Source organism: Bradyrhizobium sp. USDA 4516 (genome assembly GCF_054055915.1).
In genome coordinates, this window is sequence record NZ_JBSRXT010000001.1 from 5,077,103 (window position 1) to 5,096,761 (window position 19,659).

The 19,659-nt window shown below is 58.2% G+C and carries 15 protein-coding genes and 1 pseudogene; 6 read left to right on the plus strand and 10 right to left on the minus strand.

The window, feature by feature from the left end; translation table 11 throughout:
* Positions 1–123: 123 nt before the first annotated feature.
* Positions 124–2,004, plus strand: coding sequence for a tetratricopeptide repeat protein (locus ACVI1L_RS23385; RefSeq protein ID WP_456783891.1), 1,881 nt, complete (start codon positions 124–126; stop codon positions 2,002–2,004).
* A gap of 796 nt (positions 2,005–2,800) precedes the next feature.
* On the opposite strand, the gene ACVI1L_RS23390 is transcribed toward ACVI1L_RS23385, so the two are convergent.
* The 5 genes from ACVI1L_RS23390 to tnpA all read right to left on the minus strand — a co-directional run bounded on the left by ACVI1L_RS23390 (position 2,801) and on the right by tnpA (position 8,715).
* A complete protein-coding gene (locus ACVI1L_RS23390; RefSeq protein WP_456783892.1) occupies positions 2,801–4,912 on the minus strand; it encodes a DEAD/DEAH box helicase in 2,112 nt (703 codons plus the stop codon).
* Positions 4,912–5,778: a HamA C-terminal domain-containing protein gene (locus tag ACVI1L_RS23395; RefSeq protein WP_456783893.1), complete on the minus strand. Its 867-nt coding sequence runs from the start codon at positions 5,776–5,778 to the stop codon at positions 4,912–4,914. The genes ACVI1L_RS23390 and ACVI1L_RS23395 overlap by 1 nt, the downstream gene beginning before the upstream one ends.
* 505 nt (positions 5,779–6,283) lie before the next feature.
* A complete protein-coding gene (gene tnpC, locus ACVI1L_RS23400) occupies positions 6,284–7,855 on the minus strand; it encodes an IS66 family transposase (RefSeq protein ID WP_456783894.1) in 1,572 nt (523 codons plus the stop codon).
* A 52-nt stretch (positions 7,856–7,907) separates the two neighbouring features.
* A complete protein-coding gene (tnpB, locus tag ACVI1L_RS23405) occupies positions 7,908–8,261 on the minus strand; it encodes an IS66 family insertion sequence element accessory protein TnpB (protein ID WP_456783895.1) in 354 nt (117 codons plus the stop codon).
* Positions 8,242–8,715 (minus strand): IS66-like element accessory protein TnpA, encoded by a 474-nt coding sequence (tnpA, locus tag ACVI1L_RS23410; protein WP_456783896.1) that lies wholly within the window; start codon positions 8,713–8,715, stop codon positions 8,242–8,244. Before tnpA ends, tnpB begins: the two co-directional genes overlap by 20 nt.
* A 132-nt stretch (positions 8,716–8,847) precedes the next feature.
* Here tnpA and ACVI1L_RS23415 point away from each other — a divergent pair, with 132 nt between their 5' ends.
* The 3 genes from ACVI1L_RS23415 to ACVI1L_RS23425 all read left to right on the plus strand — a co-directional run bounded on the left by ACVI1L_RS23415 (position 8,848) and on the right by ACVI1L_RS23425 (position 15,044).
* Positions 8,848–12,408, plus strand: a complete 3,561-nt coding sequence (locus tag ACVI1L_RS23415) for a S8 family serine peptidase (protein ID WP_456783897.1) — start codon at positions 8,848–8,850, stop codon at positions 12,406–12,408.
* Between the two features lies 1 nt (position 12,409).
* The gene (locus tag ACVI1L_RS23420) at positions 12,410–13,885 is read left to right on the plus strand and encodes an MBL fold metallo-hydrolase (protein WP_456783898.1); all 1,476 of its coding nucleotides are present in this window, start codon (positions 12,410–12,412) and stop codon (positions 13,883–13,885) included.
* Positions 13,886–14,208: 323 nt separating this feature from the next.
* Positions 14,209–15,044, plus strand: a protein-coding gene (locus tag ACVI1L_RS23425; protein ID WP_456783899.1) for an IS5 family transposase whose coding sequence is annotated in 2 segments (ribosomal slippage) — positions 14,209–14,860 and positions 14,860–15,044 — 837 coding nt in all. Because the reading frame shifts where the segments join, the coding sequence is not laid out codon by codon here.
* Between the two features lie 146 nt (positions 15,045–15,190).
* Here ACVI1L_RS23425 and ACVI1L_RS23430 read toward each other — a convergent pair.
* Positions 15,191–15,486: pseudogene (locus ACVI1L_RS23430) on the minus strand (DUF4411 family protein).
* A gap of 15 nt (positions 15,487–15,501) precedes the next feature.
* Entirely contained in the window at positions 15,502–15,657 is a 156-nt protein-coding gene (locus tag ACVI1L_RS23435; protein ID WP_456783900.1) for a hypothetical protein, read from the minus strand.
* Between the two features lie 35 nt (positions 15,658–15,692).
* On the opposite strand from ACVI1L_RS23435, the gene ACVI1L_RS23440 reads away from it, so the two are divergent.
* Complete coding sequence (locus ACVI1L_RS23440; protein ID WP_456783901.1) at positions 15,693–16,001, plus strand: hypothetical protein; 309 nt, start codon at positions 15,693–15,695, stop codon at positions 15,999–16,001.
* A gap of 364 nt (positions 16,002–16,365) precedes the next feature.
* On the plus strand, positions 16,366–16,836 hold the full coding sequence (locus ACVI1L_RS23445) for a M15 family metallopeptidase (RefSeq protein WP_253640698.1): 471 nt from the start codon (positions 16,366–16,368) through the stop codon (positions 16,834–16,836).
* A gap of 592 nt (positions 16,837–17,428) precedes the next feature.
* Here ACVI1L_RS23445 and ACVI1L_RS23450 read toward each other — a convergent pair.
* The 3 genes from ACVI1L_RS23450 to ACVI1L_RS23460 form a co-directional block, all read right to left on the minus strand.
* Complete coding sequence (locus tag ACVI1L_RS23450; RefSeq protein WP_456783902.1) at positions 17,429–17,593, minus strand: hypothetical protein; 165 nt, start codon at positions 17,591–17,593, stop codon at positions 17,429–17,431.
* 358 nt (positions 17,594–17,951) lie between these two features.
* Positions 17,952–18,422, minus strand: a complete 471-nt coding sequence (locus ACVI1L_RS23455; RefSeq protein ID WP_456783903.1) for a DUF4411 family protein — start codon at positions 18,420–18,422, stop codon at positions 17,952–17,954.
* 6 nt (positions 18,423–18,428) lie between these two features.
* A complete protein-coding gene (locus ACVI1L_RS23460) occupies positions 18,429–19,601 on the minus strand; it encodes an XRE family transcriptional regulator (protein WP_456783904.1) in 1,173 nt (390 codons plus the stop codon).
* Positions 19,602–19,659: the final 58 nt, after the last annotated feature.

Here is a 19,659-nt window from a genome sequence, read left to right on the forward strand (position 1 = left end):
AGTTGTGGAAACGGTGTCTCCACAAGGAGAGTTCGGTGTTGCGTCCTCGCCGACGGCTATCTCGCCGTTGCGGAACAGCTGCCTGGGCCGAACTACGCGAGCACGGCGAAGGATAGGAGCGCGATGTCCGAAAGCGAGCAAGATCTGGAATTAAGGGCATTCAGAATCCACGCGCCGGCACAGAAGGCCCTGCAAGAAATCCTCAGCGCACTGCAATCGAGCGCAGACGTCTTCTACGCGGTTAGAAGTCGCGTTAAGCCCGTAAAGGCAATACTCGAGAAGACACAGCGTAAACGAAAAGAAGAGGGCAGAGGAGGCTATCGGCCCGAGGACATCACGGACATCGTAGGTGTTCGCGTGGTTACATTGTTTCGGGAGGACGTCATCGATGCCCTGAAGATATTCCTTAGCCTGATCAAGCATCAAGGCGCCCATTTTTCCAAGTCGCCGTTCACAAAGGATAGCCTCAAAGAGGGGCTCATCTACACTAACGCTACCATTGGCGACCCCGAGGCGATCACGAGCCGCCTGAGAAGTGTGTTTGATTCCTTCGGCTTTCCCATCAGGGACGCCAATATTCTGCAGGTCCAAACAGGATACTCATCGATCCATCTCGTTGCATTCTGCAGCGTGAAGCAAGACGACGAGGTTGTGCAGGTTCCAATCGAAATCCAGATCAGGACCGTGTTCGAAGACGCTTGGGGGGAAATCGATCATAAGCTGCGGTATTCGATCTACAGGAGCCGAGTCGAGCCGGAGCAACTCATTGATAGTTGGCGGCCTCACCTCAACGTGCTCAAGACGTTTACGGACGGCTGTAGTCAATACGCCGGAATAATAAAATCCCAAGCCATCGACGTCCACGCCAGACCAGGAGCGTATCTCATCGTTCCGGTCGATGATCCCGAGAATGCACTCAAAGGTGTCGGAAAGTCGTCTACCAAGCTTCAGGCTGCGTTCAGGGCGGCGTACGAGGCTCGTGCTGTCGCAATGAGCACTGCAGCTTCAGGGGCGGGTTCGGCAGCCGAGAAGATGTTCCGCGAGGCGGCAGAAGCGTTCTCTGCAGCTGGAGCCCTCATTCCGACCTCAGCGTTCGATTCTGATCGTGAGCGAGAGGTGGCGACCTTTCTGGTGACAATGGAGCGCGCGTTCTGTCTGCTATCCATTGGCAAGAAGGAGACCTTGGATGAAGCCATCAAATTATACAGCGAGGCGCAGGAGATATCGCCTGAAAGCGTCGTTGTACACTACCGCTACGCGCAGGCCTTGGTGAAGCTCAATGAACTGGATGCCGCGATCGCAAAGTATCAAAAGGCAGAATCTCTGCTTGCGGCTGATCGCTACGTGCCCCGCGATCATTGGTTACATACTGTCATTCCAAGAATGCTCGGCTTCGCGCTGTGGGCCAAGAGCCGTTCGCAGCCACTCGATGAAGAGGGGAGGGCTGAACGAATACGCCTTCTTGTGCAAGCATACGGCTATAGCAAGAAAGCCTGCCAGTTTGCGGCGCTTCACAATACGTCGACGATGATATCGCGGTTGCGTAACGCCAACAATGCGCTGCATTACGCGGCTGAGTATTTGGACTTGAATCCCAAAGGCGTTGAGATCAGCAAGGAAGAAGTGAGGGAGCACCTCACCTTCTTGGAGCAAAATCTCGATCTTCGGAACAGTACCAGGCAACAGCTCAACTTCATCGATACGTTATGTCGAGCAAGCCTGCTCTTCGGCAAGGTAGAGCAGGCGGTCATGGCCGCTGAAACAATCGAGCGCCTAATTAGTATGCCGCCCGCGAGCGCAGCATCTCCGTCCGCAATCGAAGATGACTCCGAATTAAGAGGGGTACCGCCGAGTCCTGGCCCCACATTCTACGCCACGACCAGTCAGCTTAACGAAAAGGAAAGAGACATCCTCGAGCATGCGTTGTGGGTCCTTCGCCGTCATGGCGCCAGTCCGGAGGGCGCACCAAAGCGGCGCAAGCCGGGCAAAAGGCGCTCAAAGTAGTTGACATGCGCTCGTTGTGGTTGTCTAAAAAGAGGCAGAATTGGAGCCTAGCCATGATCTATCCTGAGGAAGGCGAGGGTGATTGAACCCAGCCGAAAAAGGCCGCCGGAAGAGGCGGCCTTTTTGTTGTCGCCGGTCGATCAGAGCTTCTCGGTCATTTCTAGGCGTGGCCCAATCCTGGCTAAGGTCCGTTCGTCGGCAGGCGGAGTGTTCCTTGCGAGTTCGACTCGTCTCGCGAGTTTCATCGTCTTGCGGATGTAAAGCTATCGCGGCGCCAAATGCGCTCCGGCGCGAACACGTGGGCACGGCAATACGGTAGGAGCACGGTCGATTCGAACATTCGAACAGGACTGGGGCGAGCTTGGGCATTGCGAGACCTTCCGAATATATGAATTCGGGCAGAGGGGAGATTTCCATCGGCGATCTCTTCGGCAAGCTCCGCGAGGTTGGCTTCCAGGCTCCCTAATACGCGCTGAAAGCATCTGTCGGGGCAACCAGTCACGAGCTGGAGACCACAACTGCTTCGCGTACAGCGGTGCAAGGGACCGCAAAATTTGACCTACGCGCCGACCCTCCCCGAGGGCGATGGTCCCTATAAGCTCATGCGGCTGCCCGCGCGGGTACCGCAGACCTTATTCTCCTCGAAGCAAGCATTTGGCGGAGCAAACCTCGACGACGGTGGCGCAGGCGAACGCCAGCCCTGGGACCGACCGATGTCGATTTCTCCAAATTACCGCGCGCTCTAGCGACTGGTTTCGATTGGTGTAATCGCCTTGCCTTTGAGGGTAACATCTTGTCAAGCGTCTTCCGGCGTCTGGGACTCGTCAAGAGTGATCCCATCGAAGAAGAACCGCACAACGTATCGATCAAAAGGTCCTAGAGACTTGATCGCGAGCACAGCGTTACTTCCTAAAGACTTGAACCGCTCAAGCGTTCTGATGAGATCCATTTCAGGATCTTCAAAGTTGATGAGACCGGCCGCATGGATCTTCTTCGATATCATGCGCGGTAGGCCGTATTCCTCGAGATGGTAGACCGCACTGGGGAGGAACGCGCGGCTCATCTTCCCTACGAACCCCGAAATATCGACAGATGGGTTCACAATGATCTTATGAAGCTCATTTGCGTCGCCGAGGAGGGCAGACAACTTAAATGTAACAGTCCGCTCCAGTTTGAAGAAGTCTTCTATGCTTATACCGCTTTGCCTCAGCGAGGAAATAATCTGGGACAGGTCATCACGCCAATTGTGCGCAATCGCCTTGGTGGCGTTCACCACGTTAGACCACGTCGTATCCCAACCGCCGGGTTTGAGTTTGAGCACTTTATACAGCATGAAGTCCCATTGGGCAGGATTTGGCGAGTTGAGATAGCCGAACCCCTTCCACTCATCTGGAGCGTCCCTCATATCCTTCGCCAAGCTCAGTAGAAAGTCTGCGTCGCTGTCCTGCAGAACATTTTCCTTCTTGAGACGTGCAAATTGTTCCGCGCCAATGATGTCGGACATCTGGGTTCTGTACGTGACGATCCGTTCAATTTGAAGGTCCGTCAACTGGTCTGCATCACTATTCTCGTCGAGAGTCCCCAGCATCTTATCCGGAAACGAGATTTCGAGTTGAGCGTCTTCGGATTTTGGCGGCGCATCCAACAGGAAGATGTTGCCGACGAAGTACTTGAACATGCGGCCGCCGCGGCCAATGATATTCTTGTATGTAAAATCCTTCAGGTTGGTGCTGCCAACCTTACTGCGCCATATGATCACATTTTGAGCGGAAGTGTTGACGCCCTCAATGATGGAGGACGTGGAGACAATGCTGTCAAATCCGTCCTCATACTCGAAAAGCTTGATCTGCAGCTGGCTGAGGCATCTGTGCATGCTGCCATTGTGAACGCCGACGGCCCGCTCAACCAGATCGGCCAAGAGCCAATCCTTTGCATAGTTTTCCCTCAGCCACCTGGCGAACGCTGAGGTGTATATCCGATCTACGCGTGGCAGGTTCTTGATTACAAGATCGGCAATTTTTTGGATCTCAGAGTAAGTGCCAGCGTAAACGAGTGATTTTTGATCGCCCGGAGAAATCAGCTCAATCAGCTTCGCGCCTTTCTTGGCGGCGTCTTTTCCAAATTCCTTGTAAGGTTCTTGGATATTCAAGTACACCGTATTGAAATTGAGGAGTTCAACAAACTCCATGTCGCGCGTGAACGCATTGTCGTTGAGTTTCTTGATGTTCGGCGCAAGGTAGTACCGCTGGCTCGCCCGCTTGGAGAGCTTTAGAATCGCCTTTATGAGGGTGGAGGCGCGCTCGGGGTCATGCTCCTGGCTCGCCTTGTAGAATTCATCTACGACGAGAAGGTCGATCTTTTCCAATGAGGACAGGTATCCGAAGGCGCGCTCTTGCGGAAAGATGAAGATATTCTTGGATCCGAGCCGTGTATCTGGAGCGGTTATGATCGTGTACTGCTCGGAGAATTTCTTGAACAGCCGCTTTCGTGTCTCGTCCATCAGTGCGATTGTCGGGACGATGATCACAACCGTGTCGGGGCGCTTCGCGGCTACAAATGCGTCAATGATAAAGCTTTTTCCGAAGCTCGTTGGGGCGCTTACCGCGATGCTCTTTCCGTCCAGGAGCCTAGCAAGGACAGAGGACTGCTCTCGGTGCAGGGTTGCTAGTTGGCGGCCGACGTTGACCTCAAACGCGTGATGCACGTATTTCTGATCCCACGACGCGCCCTCAAGCTGCAGGTACGGAAACAGGCCGGTCGCCCGGATCATATGGTTCACCAACTGCGGGTAGGGGGTCTTGGCCCGATTCAGGTCTGCCAGCAGCTGTATCAACAGATTTCTGGCGGCCAGCTCATTGTGGATAGACAGCAGCCCATTGATCTCCTGACAGGTCTCAAAAATCTCCATCACTTCTGTCCCTTGTAGAAGGCAACGGCGTGGATAAACGCATCAACGATCTTTCTCTTGCTTGGGACCGGAAAGAGTATGATGTGGAAGTTGAGATCATTGTATTTGTGAACTAAGCTGGATTTTGCGAGCTGTTTAGAAAAGTAAGACTCGGCCCGGTCCTTATGAAAGGCGATCAACTCCGCCTTGTACCTCTCCGACAACTCGTTCGCCGCCGCGGTCGTGGCGCATTCGTGCAGCAAAAGGATCGGTATGTGAATCTTTGCCTTCAGATTGTCGATCGACTCGCGATTGCTTAGGGCGGCCTTGATCTTTTTCCGAAGGGCCTCAGCGATCGGCAGTCCATCCAGGTCCGAGACGCTGGTGATGATTGCGTTTTCTTTCTTCAGCTTATCGGTCGATAGTGAGTTCAGGACGGAAGTCACCACTGCATCGAGCCGAGCGTCAGCTATCGAGTTGTAAAATTTCGCTTCGCCAAACCAAAGTGTAAAGTCGTCGCCGTTCAGGACGATGTGTACGCTGTCTGCTCCCTTGGCATTATCCTGAACATTCTGTTTGTAGAATATCTTCGGAACCACCGGCAAAGCACCAAAACGATGGCGCATCAGTCCATACAAGAATACTTCGGCTATTTCGCTGCCCTGACCTTGCTCATCCTTGTCAGTCAATCTGAGGTTCTGAGCGGCCGCGATCAGGCTGCTGTGACTCTGATCCACAAGTGCAGAGCGCTCTCGCTGGGACAGGGCAGTTTGAGCGATATTGTCCCACAGATAACTCTGGAATTTGAGATACCGCCAATGGGTGTCCTCGAAGTCGTTAATTAAACTAAGGACCCGGTTGTTCACTAAAGTGGTGAGCTGTGACACGGAAGTTATTCCGGCAAGAGCGTTGTCGATAAGGATTTCGAATGACAACCCTGTCATTGAGATAATTGTCCCCAAAAAAGCGTATGCGAGTTCAGATTTGTATAAGTTCCTACTGCACGTTCCTCGGTGGCGGGACGAGCCGCATCCATTTACCCCGCTTTTGATTGATCGGGGTTTAGCTGGTTCGAGGCGGCGGGCAGGGTTGGTGCAAACGGACGCGGAAACCGCGGTAACGGCCTGGCCCGTAGGGTCTTGCTCACTGGGAATGGGCCTAGAACAGCCTCCTGTGTATTCGGGGCTGTCACGCTCCAGCTTGCCCTCGAGTCAATGTAATGGCCGATCACGCTGTTACGTGACACGACGTCGATCGTCACCTAGGGAGGCGCCCAGTAGTCAGTCCGTTCATCTCCTGATTTCGTTCTCTTGAGGGTAAGCGCGATTTTCCGCGCACGTTGTCGGCCGCGATTTGACGGATGGCCTTCGTATCGGGGCGATGCTGAGCCGTTCAGGCAGTGGCCGCTTTGGGGAAGTTGAAGGGCAACAGGTCAGCGATATCGGCGTTGTCTGCGCGCTGAGGCAATTCGGTGAGCACATGGCGCAGCCATGTTAACGGCTCGACACGTGAGGCGCGGCAGGTCAGCATCAGGCTGTAGACGACGGCGCTGGCCCTGGCTCCGTCGACGGTGTCGCTGAACAGCCAGCTTTTTCGGCCAGTGGCAAAAACCCTGATGTCGCGCTCCAGAAGATTGTTGTCGATCGGCATCCTGCCATCTTCGGTGTAACGCGTCAGATAGTCCCATTGGTTCCGGGTGTAAGATACGGCGTCGCCAAGCTTGCTGTCCGGCAGGACCTTCGGGGCGATTTGATCGAGCCATTCCTTGAGGGCGTTCAGGACAGGAATGCTGTGTTGCTGGCGGAAGCGACGGATGCATTGATCCGGCGTTTCGTCTCTGTCCGGTTTCTCGTCCCGCGCCTGCCTTTCAACCCGGTAGAGCTGCTCGAAGAACCGCAGCGCCTGCTCGGGCGGCCCGCCGCCCTTCTTTCTCGCTTTGAGGGCGTCGACAAAACGCCGCCGGGAGTGGGCCATGCATCCAATGTGGGTGGCCCCTTCCAGCGTGCGCCATGCGCTATAGCCGTCACTCATCACGATGCCACGGTAATCGCCGAGGAAGACCTGCGGGTGGATTTGGCCGCGGCCCGGCTGATAATCCAGAAGAACGATCGGCTCGTGACTATCCTTGCCGCTGCGATACGCCCACATGTACGATGTGCTGGTGGCCGCTTTGTCCTTCTCCTTGAGGACCTGAACCGTCGTCTCGTCGCCATGGATGAGAGGCTGCGATCTGAGCCGCAGCTTCAGGGCATCATAAATGCGATGCAGATGCTTCTCGCTCGAGCCGATCACCCAGTGGCCCAAAGCGCCGCGGCTGACAGGAACGCCTGCGCGTTCGAAGGCCTGCGCCAAGCGGTAGAGCGGCGTGCCGTCGACATATTTGTGAACCAGCGCGAACGCCAGCGTCGAGGCCGTGGCAACGCTGCCCGGCAACGGCTGCGTCGGCATCGGCGCGGTCACGACAGGGGCGTTGATCCCGGTGCGATCGCAATGGCGGCAGGCATATTTGAAGCGCACATTCTGTAAAACCTTCGCCTTCACCTCGATATGAAGTTGCTCGGTGACAGCCTCGCCCATGCGATGCATCTGGCCACGGCAGCAAGGACACGCCTTCTGATCGTCGGGCAGGTCATACTCGACGCGCTCGCGCGGCAGGTTTGCCGGCAGCGGCCTGCGGCCGCGCTTCTTTCCCGTCGTGCTTTCGACCGATGGCAGACCCGTGTCCGGAAGTTCGGCGGTATCGTTCGTTTCGCTGCCGGCGTCATCCTCATCGGCGGCCTGCTCGGCTTCATTGAAGAGACGGTCGACGTGCTTTTCGCTGCGCGGCGCAAAACGATGCAGGCGTGCCAGCGCCAGTTCTTCCTCCAGCTTGACGACGCGCTCCGTGAGCTGACGATTCTCCGCCTCCAGCGCGGCAATGCGCGCCAACAGCACCTCGACACTCGGATTGCCGGTTCGATTCATCGGATTCTTGAATCTGAACCGTTCCGACGCGTCAACCGCTCAACTCAAGAGCTCAGCCGGCAACCTGATATTGCCGCACCGGATGACGGACCATCGCATCGATATCGATGCCGTCGAGGATCCAGTGCAACTGCTCGGTCGTAAGCCGGACGACCGCCTCCTGGCGGCGCGGCCATCGGAACTTGTCCTCGGTCAGCCGCTTCAGGACCAGCACAAAGCCGGACCGGTCGAAGAACAGCAACTTCATCCGGTCGCAACGGCGATTGCAGAACGCAAAAACTGCCGGCACAAACGGATCGAGCGCCATCGTCTCCTGAACCAGAACCGCAAGGCTGTTGATGCCAGCTCGGAAGTCGATCGGCTCACGGTGCAGATAGACCTGCAGGTCACCGCTCAGTCTGAACATGGCCCAGGGCTCCAATGATCGCCGTCAATGCATCCACATCCCCGCATTCCAGCGCGAGCTTCACGCCATTCGGCAGCGACGCGCTCACTTTGGCCGGAGAACAAAAAGCTGGAGACCCCTTGGATTCCGACCCACCCACTTCAGCGCAAGTCGCCGGCAAATCCACCGCCGCCACACTGCCTTGCCGCGACAAACCCCGCTCGGCGGCCCCCTCAAGGTGAACCGGGATGAACGCCGAGGGTGACGACGACGGCGCCGACCTGGCCGCGGCGTCCTTCTTGATCCACTTCCGAAGCAGGTTCGCGTTGACCCCATGTTCGAGTGCAAGTCTCGAGACCGAAACGCCAGGCTCAAGGCAGGCCGCCACAAGACGCTCCTTCGATGTCGTCTCAAAGCGCCGGCGACCGTTCCGACCAACAAGCCTGACGCGCAGTTTCTGACCATCGTCGCTCATCATGAGGTGTCCACCTATTTAAGTGGACACCTCATGCATCAGAGCACTCAAAACCAAAAGGTGCGGGGAAATTCGCGCTTACTCTTGAGGGGTCTCCGGCCTCGGCCGATCCCTACAGCTCGGGAATCGATGATGAGCGATGCACACGGTAAAATGCGGTTTCTGGTGAAGGCGGCGGGCTCACTAAGGACAGCATCGATCGGTCTGGCACAGGCGCCCGCGGTTAAGCTGTCGGCAAAGCCGCTTTTTCAAAGTATCGGCAAAGGCGGCGGCCTGGGCGCCGCGGCGCCCGCCGAGTGGCACATGGTCGAGGCGGATGCTCCCCAATTGGACGTAGCCGCCGCCTGGCAGGCCTGCCATGAGTTGGTCGCCCAAGGGCAGGCGCTTGCGCCCGGCGGAATCCGATTTGCCGAGCCGGATCTGGAGCAGCAGTGGCCGATCGGCAAGGAGCCATTGGTCGAGGACAAGCTTGCGCTGCGCACCGGGGCACCGAACGACCAAGATCCGCACTACCCCCGTGAGGCCGACAATTATTGGTTCGCGGATAATGATCACGGTCAGTTTTCCGCATTGGTACAGTCCGATCCAGGCAAAGGCCATAGGATCCGAATTGCTCATCTCGATACCGGCTTCGATCCGGATCACGTGACTTGCCCAAAGTTCATCGACGGCCAGAAAAATTTCGTCGACCCTGACTTTCCAGACGATGCAAGAGACCGCTCATCGGGTCTGTTCAACAATTTCAGCCACGGCACCGGCACGCTTAGTATTCTTGCGGGAGGAGGTGGCTCGGGGGTGAAACCGTTCGGTTGCGCGCCAGACGCTGAGATCGTTCCCATTCGAGTGGCGAACCGCGTCGTTCTGTTTCGCAACAGCGCGATCGCGCAGGCGTTCGATCATGTCCACGGCCTGTGCAGGACGCCGTCGACGTTGGTCCATGTCGTCACGATGAGCATGGGAGGCGTACCGTCGCAAGCCTGGGCAGAAGCTGTGAATTCGCTCTATGACGCTGGCGTCTTCGTGGTGACGGCCGCGGGCAACAACTATGGCAACTTTCCGACCCATCTCATCGTCTATCCGGCACGGTTCAACCGGGTGGTTGCCGCTTGCGGTGTCATGGCGGATGGGGCGCCCTACGCCGACCTCGCGCCCGCATTGATGGCCGGCGATTACGGCCCGGACAGCAAGATGCTGGGGGCCTTGGCCGCCTACACACCTAATGTGCCCTGGGCCAGGTTCGGAGAAGCGGCTGTCGTCGACTTCGATGGAGCCGGCACCTCCGCGGCAACGCCTCAGATCGCAGCTGCCGCAGCGACTTGGATCCAGGCAAATCGTCCACTCTACGATGGAGTGGCAGAGCCCTGGCAAAGGGTCGAATTGATCCGCAATGCGCTGTTCGAATCCGCAGCTCACGACCAGGCCCGCGCGAAGTATCTCGGGGCGGGAAGATTACGCGCCAAGGACGCGTCTACCTGGATACCGCGCGGCGGCTTGGAGAAGCAGCCCGAAGACGATGCCAGCTTTTCCATGGCCCACCTTGTGTTCGGACTGGCGGCCGCGGGACCGCTAAAACAGCCGATGTTGGACCTTGAATTGTGCCAGGTGCTGCAGAAGACCGGGCTCGATTCCAAGTTGACCGGGCGGCCCGCACGCGGCGCGCTCGAGGCCGTGGTCGCTGAGGTCCTGGCGAGCCCACTTGCTTCGCATACGCTAAAGAAGGCACTCATGAAGGCGCCCGTGGTGGCGACGAGCGCAAAGGCGCCGGCGAGCGCGCAATCCGCCGCGATCACGCCAATGGATCACCTCAACCTTGAGCAAGCGCTCGAACCTCCGCTGCCGGTGCCTCCCGTCCGGAAGCTCCGCGTCTTCGCCTACGACCCGACCCTGCAGACCGATCCTCAGATGTTCGGCATCAATGAGGCGACGGTGTCGGTTCCTTGGGAAGCCGAGCTTACCGAAGGTCCGACGGGCGAATATCTGGAAGTGGTGGACGTCGATCCGGCAAGCAAATGTTGCTACGCCCCGGTCGATCTCAATCATCCCCATCTTCTCGGGACGAACGGGCACGCCCCATCCGAGGCGAACCCCCAGTTCCACCAACAGATGGCTTATGCAGTTGCGATGCGGACCATTACGCGGTTCGAGCGCGCCCTCGGACGCCGGGCGCTTTGGGCGCCGCGGATGGTACGAGGGCCGGACGGGAATGTCGTCGACCGCAAATTCGTGCAGCGCCTACGCGTCTATCCGCACGCGTTGAGGGAGAACAACGCCTACTACAGCAGCGCCCGAATGGCGCTTCTGTTCGGTTATTTCACCGCGGAAGAGGGCGATATCGGCACATCCCTGCCGGGATCACAGGTCTTCTGCTCAGTCTCGCATGACATCATCGCGCACGAGACGACCCACGCGCTGCTCGACGGTCTGCACCCGAGATACCAGGAAGCGACCAATCCGGACATGCTCGCGTTCCATGAGGCATTTGCGGATATCGTGGCGCTGTTCCAGCACTTCACGATCCCGGAAGCGCTCCTTCAACAGATCAAGCGGGCGCGCGGCGACCTCAGCCAGGAAAGTCTGTTGGGACAACTCGCCGTGCAGTTCGGACAGGCCAGCGGGATGCACGGGCCACTGCGAAGCGCAATCGGCAGGACTGACGAGAAGGGCGAGTGGCAAGCAGTCAAGCCCAGCAGAACCGACTACGAGACGCAGAAGGCAACCGGGGATCCGCACCTCTTGGGATCAGTGCTGGTTTCCGCAGTATTTGCAGCGTTCGAGACGATCTATCGGGGACGCAGCGCGGACCTTGTCAGGCTGGCGACCAATGGTACCGGCATATTGCCGCAAGGCGAGATCTCGCACGATTTGGCATTGAGGCTGGCCGCAGAGGCGTCAACAATCGCCGACCAGGTTCTCAATATTTGCATCCGCGCACTGGACTATTGTCCGCCGACGGATCTGACCTTTGGCGAATACCTGCGAGCATTGATCACCGGCGATCGTGATCTGGTGCGTGAAGATACCCGCGGTTACCGCGTTGCCTTCATCTCCGCGTTTCGGGATCGCGGCATCTATCCGAAGGATGTTGCCCATCTCGCTGAGGATAGCCTGGTCTGGAGGAGGCCGCCGGCGATCGATCATCAGATGGCGCGTGATTTTGCGGCTCTCGTCAAGTCCCTGGACCTCGACTGGAATCTGAATTCGGTCCGTCGTAACGCATACGAAACCTCCGAGAGGAACCGTCTCAAGGTCTGGAAATGGATATCCGATCCCAAGCGCGCGGCGCTGCTGTCTTCGCTTGGCTTCGAGAACGCAGCCGAGAACGTCAAGATCGGTGAGATGGTCGGCGAGATGCGCCCGGTGGAGGTCCATTCGGTTCGGCCGTCACGAAAGACGGCACCTGACGGCACCAGTCACGGTTGGTTGGTGATGGGGATCACGCAGACCTTCAGAGCCCATCCCGACGCCGAGCGCTACCGCGGCGGGTGTACGGTGATGGTCGATCTCAACGACAATATGCCGGTCTACTTTATCAGGAAGTGCCTGCGCGGGTCGACCGGAGCGGCGGCGCAGCAACAAGCCAGAGCGGCTGCGAAAGAGCGCGCTGCGGAACTGGGCATCGCCTATGTTTCGCCAGGCGATCCTCATCACGATCGCGAGCAGTTTGCTCTCCTGCACCGTGGCTGGGGGACTTGAAATGGCCAAGAGGACCGCAAAGAAGGCCGCTAAGCGCGCCAAGCGATCAAGTCATGGAAAGTCCGCGCCGGCGACCAAGACCAGGGCGAGCAAGAAGGCCAGCGCGGCAAAGGAGCCACCTGCTGCGAAGAAGACGAAGCCATCCGGAGGGACGCGACGCAAGCCGACCACCGAAAAGACAGACGATCCGAGGGCTCTGATCCGTATCTACAGACACGGTCTCGGGGACTGCATCCTCGTTCGCATTCCGCGCAAGAACGGGCCGATGTTCAAGCTGCTCATCGATTGCGGAGTGGCGGTTGCCCAGAAAAAGGGCGCAGAAAAAATGCAAGCCGTGATGAGGGATATTCTGGACGTAACAAAAGGATCTGTGGACGTGCTCGCTGTAACTCACGAGCATTGGGACCACGTCTCCGGCTTCCAACAGGCGGAGGAACTGTTCGAGGAACTCGCCGTCGGTCAGGTTTGGGTTGCTTGGACCGAAGATCCCCGCGATGAGCTCGCAAAAAAGCTGCGCAAGGAACGCGGCCAGTCACTGGAATTGATATCCGCGAGTGTTGATGCCTTGAGAGCAGCAGGAAACGAGACTGGCGCGGATTCTGTTCTCGCCTTGACGGGGATGTTCGGCGCGGCAGGAGAGAAGACGAAGGCTGCATTCGGCCTTGCGAAGGCAAAGTCGGGAGGCGGCGGTCCCATCTATCTGCATCCGGCCGATCCGCCCATCGTACCTGAAGGATGTAACTTCCAGATCTTCGTCCTTGGGCCCCCTCACGATGAAAAGGCCATCAAGCACTTTAACCCTTCAAAGAAGAATCCAGAAACCTATGAGCTGGCGCTCGACGGCAGTGGCGTGCTGCCACTCGGTGTCATCAGCGCTCTCTCCGGGGACGGCGACGTCGTCCCCTTTCCACCATCCTCCCGGATTCCGCTTTCCACCTCGCAGGCACATCAGTTCTTCCGAAAGGCCTATTGGACAGGAGCCGATTGGCGGCGGATCGACGCCGATTGGCTTGGCAATACGGACGAGTTCGCCCTGATGCTCCAATCAGCGACGAATAATACCAGTCTCGTTCTGGCCATCGAACTCGAGGGCGGCGACGTACTGCTCTTCGCCGCGGATGCTCAGGTCGGGAACTGGCTTTCGTGGGAGGCGCTGGAGTGGGGCGCCGGCGCGGACCGGAGAACCGGACCGGGATTGCTCGAGCACACGATCTTCTACAAGGTCGGTCATCACGGCAGCTACAACGCGACCATGAAGGAAAAAGGGCTCGACCTGATGACCGCGTTGAAAACGGCGATCATCCCGGTCGACGAGGTTGTTGCCAAGAAGATGCGCTGGGGAGCCATGCCGCTGGCCTCATTGGTTGCCGCACTATCTGACAGGACCCAAGCGCGAACGCTTAGGACAGATAAGGCCCCTGAAGGAACGATAGCAGGCGTCGAGATTGAAGACCTGTACTTCGAGCTAACAGTATAGACCTTCGGAATTCGAAAACATCGCGCTGAGTAGGTGGTTTCCGAGGCTGCGAGAGAGGCGACGATATCGATGGGAGTGGTGACAGCCGGCAGGCAAAGACGATCTGTGTGGCAAGACCTAATCGATGCTATTATGCGCAAAAAGGCTGAGGTCATCGAGCGGATTCAATTCATCGGTGGCTTCGACGTCGCTGGCGATCAGGTGTGCGCGCTGACGCGTAGACTGTCTTCGTGCTCCGTCCTGAGAGCCTGACTGAAAAATGGGTGAGTGATCTCAGTGGGGTGTGATTCCATCGGATTTGCAAAGATTCGAGGGAGAGCACGATGCCCTGGACCAAGATCACTCGGGAGCAATATCGGCGGGACGATCTGCGTTATGCAAGCGATATGACCGATGCGGAGTGGGCGGTGATCAGACGCCTGTTGCCGCGAGCGAACCGGCGCGGCCGGCCGCGTAAGACGGAGCTGCGTCGTGTGATCGAAGCGATCCTCTATATCGTTTCGACCGGCTGCCAGTGGCGGGCGTTGCCGCAGGAGTTCCCGCCCTATTCGACGGTGCAGGGCTATTTTTATAGATGGCGGGATACAGGCCGGTGGCAGAGGATTGTCAGCGTGCTTGTCCGACGGGCGCGAAAAAAGCTTGGACGGACACCGAAGCCGACGGCAGCCGTGATCGACAGTCAAAGTGCGCCAACCACGCAAGCTGGCGGACCGCGCGGCTACGATGCAGGCAAGCGCATCTACGGCCGCAAGCGGCATATCGTGACGGATACCAATGGCCTCCTCCTTGGGGTTCATGTTCATCCGGCCAACGTTCAGGACTGCCATGGCGCCGTACCGCTGCTGAAGAACGTGCGGATGAACTTCCCCCGGCTGCGCCACGTCTTTGCCGACCGGATCTACCGCGGAAATCAACTCCTCGACGCGCTCTCAGACTGCGGTCCATGGACTGTCGAGATCGTCGAGCGGTCTCAAGCGTCAAAGGCTTCCAGCTTCTGCCGAGGCGGTGGGTGGTTGAACGCACATTCGCTTGGTTCGGCAGATGCCGCCGCCTCGCCAAGGACTTCGAGGCGACGGTGGCAACCGAAGCTGCCTGGCTGCTGATTGCACACATCAGGCTCCTGACCCGCAGACTCGCGGCTGCAGCTAAGGTTGGGTGATTTATGAGTCAGACTCTGAGGAGGTTTTCGAGTTCGGCCTCGACGCCTTCGCGACCGAGGTTCCGGCTGGGGCCTTCGCGTTCACGGGAGGGCTCCAGATAGTCGAGAAGCTTCCGCGACGCGCTCGCTGACCTTGGCAAGGGCGATCACAAAGGGATCGGCCTGAAACTTCTGTTGCCGGCCGAGACCAGCGCGGTGTAGGTGTTGACGATGTGGTCAACTTGCTGCTGTACCGCGTCATACGGTGCAATAAACATGGCATCGCGCGGCTTGAGCCACATGTGCAGCTCCTCCGAGCGCTGCTTGTTGCATTCCCGTAGGACCAGCGTCGAAGAACCAGCCTGCCATCGGTGACGAGCTGGTCAAGTTGATCCCACAGTTTCGGGAAACGGTTCGGCTTGTAGCGCTCGTACCAGGCGGCGATCAGCGCGCTCGTATCGATGCAACCCTTGCCGGCTTAGCCCGCCATGCCAAAGGCCGCCTTTTCCATCACAGGAACAGTCGTAACCTTCATGTTCAAAAGACCTGCGACGTCGCGCAGCGTGAAATAGCGATCGTGATAGCCCTGGAAAATAAGCTGAGTGAACGTACGGCCGAGCTGGCTGAGCACCACGTAATGATACTTGGGGCCGCCCTCGGACGGTTCTTTTGCTCATCGAGCTGGGCATAGCGTTTTTGGAAGTCGACGCGCTTGCTGCCATAAAAGGCTTGCGTGGTACAGCCGAGGGTCAGCAGGCGACGGAGCACTACTTCTTGACTAACGCCGAACCGCAGCGCCAGCGCCTCCAGCTCATCATCGCGCCAGCTCTTTTGGGTCCCTTTCTGGACAAGAAGGGTCTCGCGAAGCAACCAGTCGCTCGGCATCAATGCCGCGGCCGCGACGGCATTGCAGAACTTCTCGACGTCGGGATGAGGGGCATGCTGATCGCACTCCCACTCACTTCTCACCGAATTTGAACGCCTTCCCGATAAGTATGGCCGGCCGAAATTTTCCGGCAACCGATCTAGATAGGCGAGCGTCCAGCCGACTGTCGAAGTTGCCCTTCAATACGGTTGAGTCGAAAAGAGCCGCGCTGCCACGAGCTCTCGTCTCACGCGTCGATCCTAGGGACTCTCCGAGTGGGCGAGGCGGCCTCGATGTTGTCGAATATCGAGACCTGAGCAGGGAGGGATCGGCATGGGCAGGGCCGCTACGAGGATTAGAAGTGCTTCAATCGCCACCAGGATGTTCGCCGGCGCGTCACCGAGTCCGGATACCAAAGTCCCGATACCGCCTCGGAACACGTTCAATCAAGGGCTGACATCGGCTGACGAAAGGACGATGATCCGCCTACTGGGCGCGCCAGGAGCCAAAACTTCGGAATGCAGTCCGGTCACAGGTTCGTTCAAGGCAAAGATTCTTTCTAGCGTCGATGTCGGCCCCTTCAAGGTAAGCGGTCTCAACTACGCCGTGAATTCGTTGAAGACCGTGTTCGAAGAAGCAGAGCAACAGATTCCAGATGTCGTCGCGGCGGTGAATTCCGCCGGATTGCTGTGCGTGCGCTCGAAGCGGCACAACCCGAATTCGTTCTCGAACCATAGTTGGGGCACGGCGATCGACCTTTATTTCGGTCGCGGCGTCGTCGGCCAGGGGGACAATCACTGCCACCAGGGTTGTCTTCAACTGGCGCCGTTCTTCAATCGTCATGGCTGGTACTGGGGCGCCGGATTCAGTGGGCGCTCCGTCGACAGCATGCATTTTGAACTCGCCAAGGAGACTATCGAAGCCGAGTTTGGCGTCGGGCGGGCATAGCGGAAAGCCGGCTCATGGCTAACTGGAGCCGCTTCCTCCACTGCTCGCCCCGCCGCCACATGATCGCGGAGCATGGGCTGAATCTTGGTTGGTCGTAGCGCGATCAGAACGGCTGCGCTTAAACGGATACCCTCGCTGTTCGCTTGCGCCTCCATTTATCGCTCTTGGCTATTGATCTGCGTTGTCTTCGGCCGCCGAATGATATCGAGCGTCCTCGGTCTCATGGGTGTCGCGGCCTGGATAACTTCACCCCAAGATAGCGACGTTGAAGGTACCGCCCAGTGAAGGGGACGGCTGTGCAGGCCCTTGGAACGCGAGCATGCGGGCCGTGCAGGCTTTCCACGCTCGCCGGTCACGCCGCCTTGCACGCCTCCGCCGCGCGCTCGGCCTTGGGCCAAACGGCGCCCCCCGTAGATGCCTTCTCGGGGCCTGCCATCCCGCCATAGAGAGGGCACGTGCCGCTTGGCATTCGTCAAGCCCTCCGCGTGCATCGGGCTACCTGAGCTAAATGAGCGTTCTATATGGTTTCCTAAGCTTCAGGTTTTAAACCGATATTGGAGTTTGCCGCCTCATCGAGCGTCTGTTCGCATGTTCAACGCGCTCCGGCGCGAATGCGTGCAGGTTGAGTAATCCTTGCCTGTGCTTGGCTGTAGACTTCGACCATGCCGGGCATGGTGACTGTGACTGCGAGGCCAAATGGCGCCAGTTCGTCGATCTTGGGTCCGCGATCGGGCTCGCGCTGAACAATAAACTCCACTGCCGAAGTATCCGTCAGGGCTGGCGCTTTTTCACCATCCCATCTCCTGGAAACCACTGTCCCTCTATTGGCTGATTGACATCAGGCTGTGACTTCGCTGGCAACACCCGGAACTGATCGATATCGTCTGACGCGATCAGCGACAGTCGTACTGATCGGTACGACTGCCTTCCGGCCTGCACAGGGGTAAACCACGCTAGGGTGGCGCTTATTGAGTGCGGCCGTGCTTGCCCCGTCATGCAGGCGGGCAGCGGCACGACGACGGACTGCCTAGTCTCCGAAGCGAGCGAGGACGGATCAAAATTGAGCACGGAAGTCTCCTGCCGCTAAAGCGCTGATGATGTTGTCTGCGTGGAAGTTAGCCCAGTACCCAATCCTCTTCGTCGATGAGCTGCATGAGGTTGATGCACTCGACCTTCATTGCATTGCAGACGCCGGGAATTTTGCCAAGGCTGCCGATACCGGTCTCCTCGGTGATGACCGTGTAGCCACTGACCTTGGCAAGGGCGATCACGAAGGGGTCGGCCTGAAACTTCTCCTTGCCGGCCGAGACCAGCGCCGTGTAGGTGTTGACGATGTGGTCAACTTGCCGCTGTACCGCTTCATCCGGCACAATAAATATGGCCTCGCGTGGTTTGAGCCACTCGTGCAGCTCCTCTGAGCGCTGCTTATTGCATTCCCGCAGGACCAGTGTCGAAGAAACCAACCTGCCATCCGTGACGAGCTGGTCGAGTTGGTCCCACAGTTTCGGGAAACGGTTCGGCTTGTAGCGCTCGTACCAGGCGGCGATCAGCGCGCTCGTATCGATGCAATAGGTCTTTTGGGCCATGCCGGCTTAGCCCGCCATCCCAAAGGCCGCCTTTTCCATCACAGGAACAGTCGTAACCTTCATGTTCAAAAGACCTGCGACGTCGCGCAGCGTGAAATAGCGATCGTGATAGCCCTGGAAAATAAGCTGAGTGAACGTACGGCCGAGCTGGCTGAGCACCACGTAATGATACTTGGGGCCGCCCTCGGATGGTTCTTTTTGCTCATCGAGCTGGGCATAGCGTTTTTGGAAGTCGACGCGCTTGCTGTCATAAAAGGCTTGCGTGGTACGGCCGAGGGTCAGCAGGCGACGGAGCACTACTTCTTGACTAACGCCGAACCGCAGCGCCAGCGCCTCCAGCTCATCATCGCGCCAGCTCTTCTGAGTCCCCTTCTGGACAAGAAGGGTCTCGCGAAGCAACCAGTCGCTCGGCATCAATGCCGCGGCCGCGACGGCGTTGCAGAACTTCTCGACGTCGGGATGAGGGGCGTCATTACGATCGCCGCCCATATTGCTGACCCCGCTTTGCCGGAGAGCGAGGTGGCAGAACTCATGCAGCAGCGTAAACACGCGGCCGTTACCGCGATCCTTGCCGTTGATCAGAATTACCGGCATGGTTTGCTCGGCAAGCGCCGTGCCTCGCATTTCTTTGATCTTCAGCCGCGGCACGACGAAGACAAGGACGCCCTTGGCTTCCACTGCCATGCGCCAGTTATCGAAGGCCTTGCGGCCAAACCGCTGTTGCTTGGCTTCGGTGATGCCAAGATATGCGCGGATTTGTTGGCCAAATTGCTCAACATCCGTCTTCAGCGTGGCCGTGAGGTCAAACGGCTGCACCGGCTGGCCCAACTCATTGCGCACGGTCAATGCAATCTCACGGCGTTCCCGTGCCAGACGGATGACGTACGTGAGCTGGGGAGAGAACCCCTCGTCAACGCCGGGCAGCCGGCGGAAGTCCTGAATGGGCTGCCAGCCCTTCGGCGGGGTCTTGAGGTAAAACAGGCTGACCGGGCGCTTGTAGAGGTCCGCAATGTCCAGAAGCTTCGCGAAAGTCGGAGCTTCGCCGCCCTCCTCGAACGCGGTCAACCGTTCATCGTCGATGTGCAACCGGCGTGCGGCCTCGTCCGGGCTGAACCCGGCTTGTCTCCGCGCCCATGCAAGCATGGTCGGGTTGATAAGGGCCTTCACGCTTTTCGCCATCTTCTCGCTTCCCGCGGAAGAGATTAACCTAACCATCAAGCGACCCACAAAGCTTTGA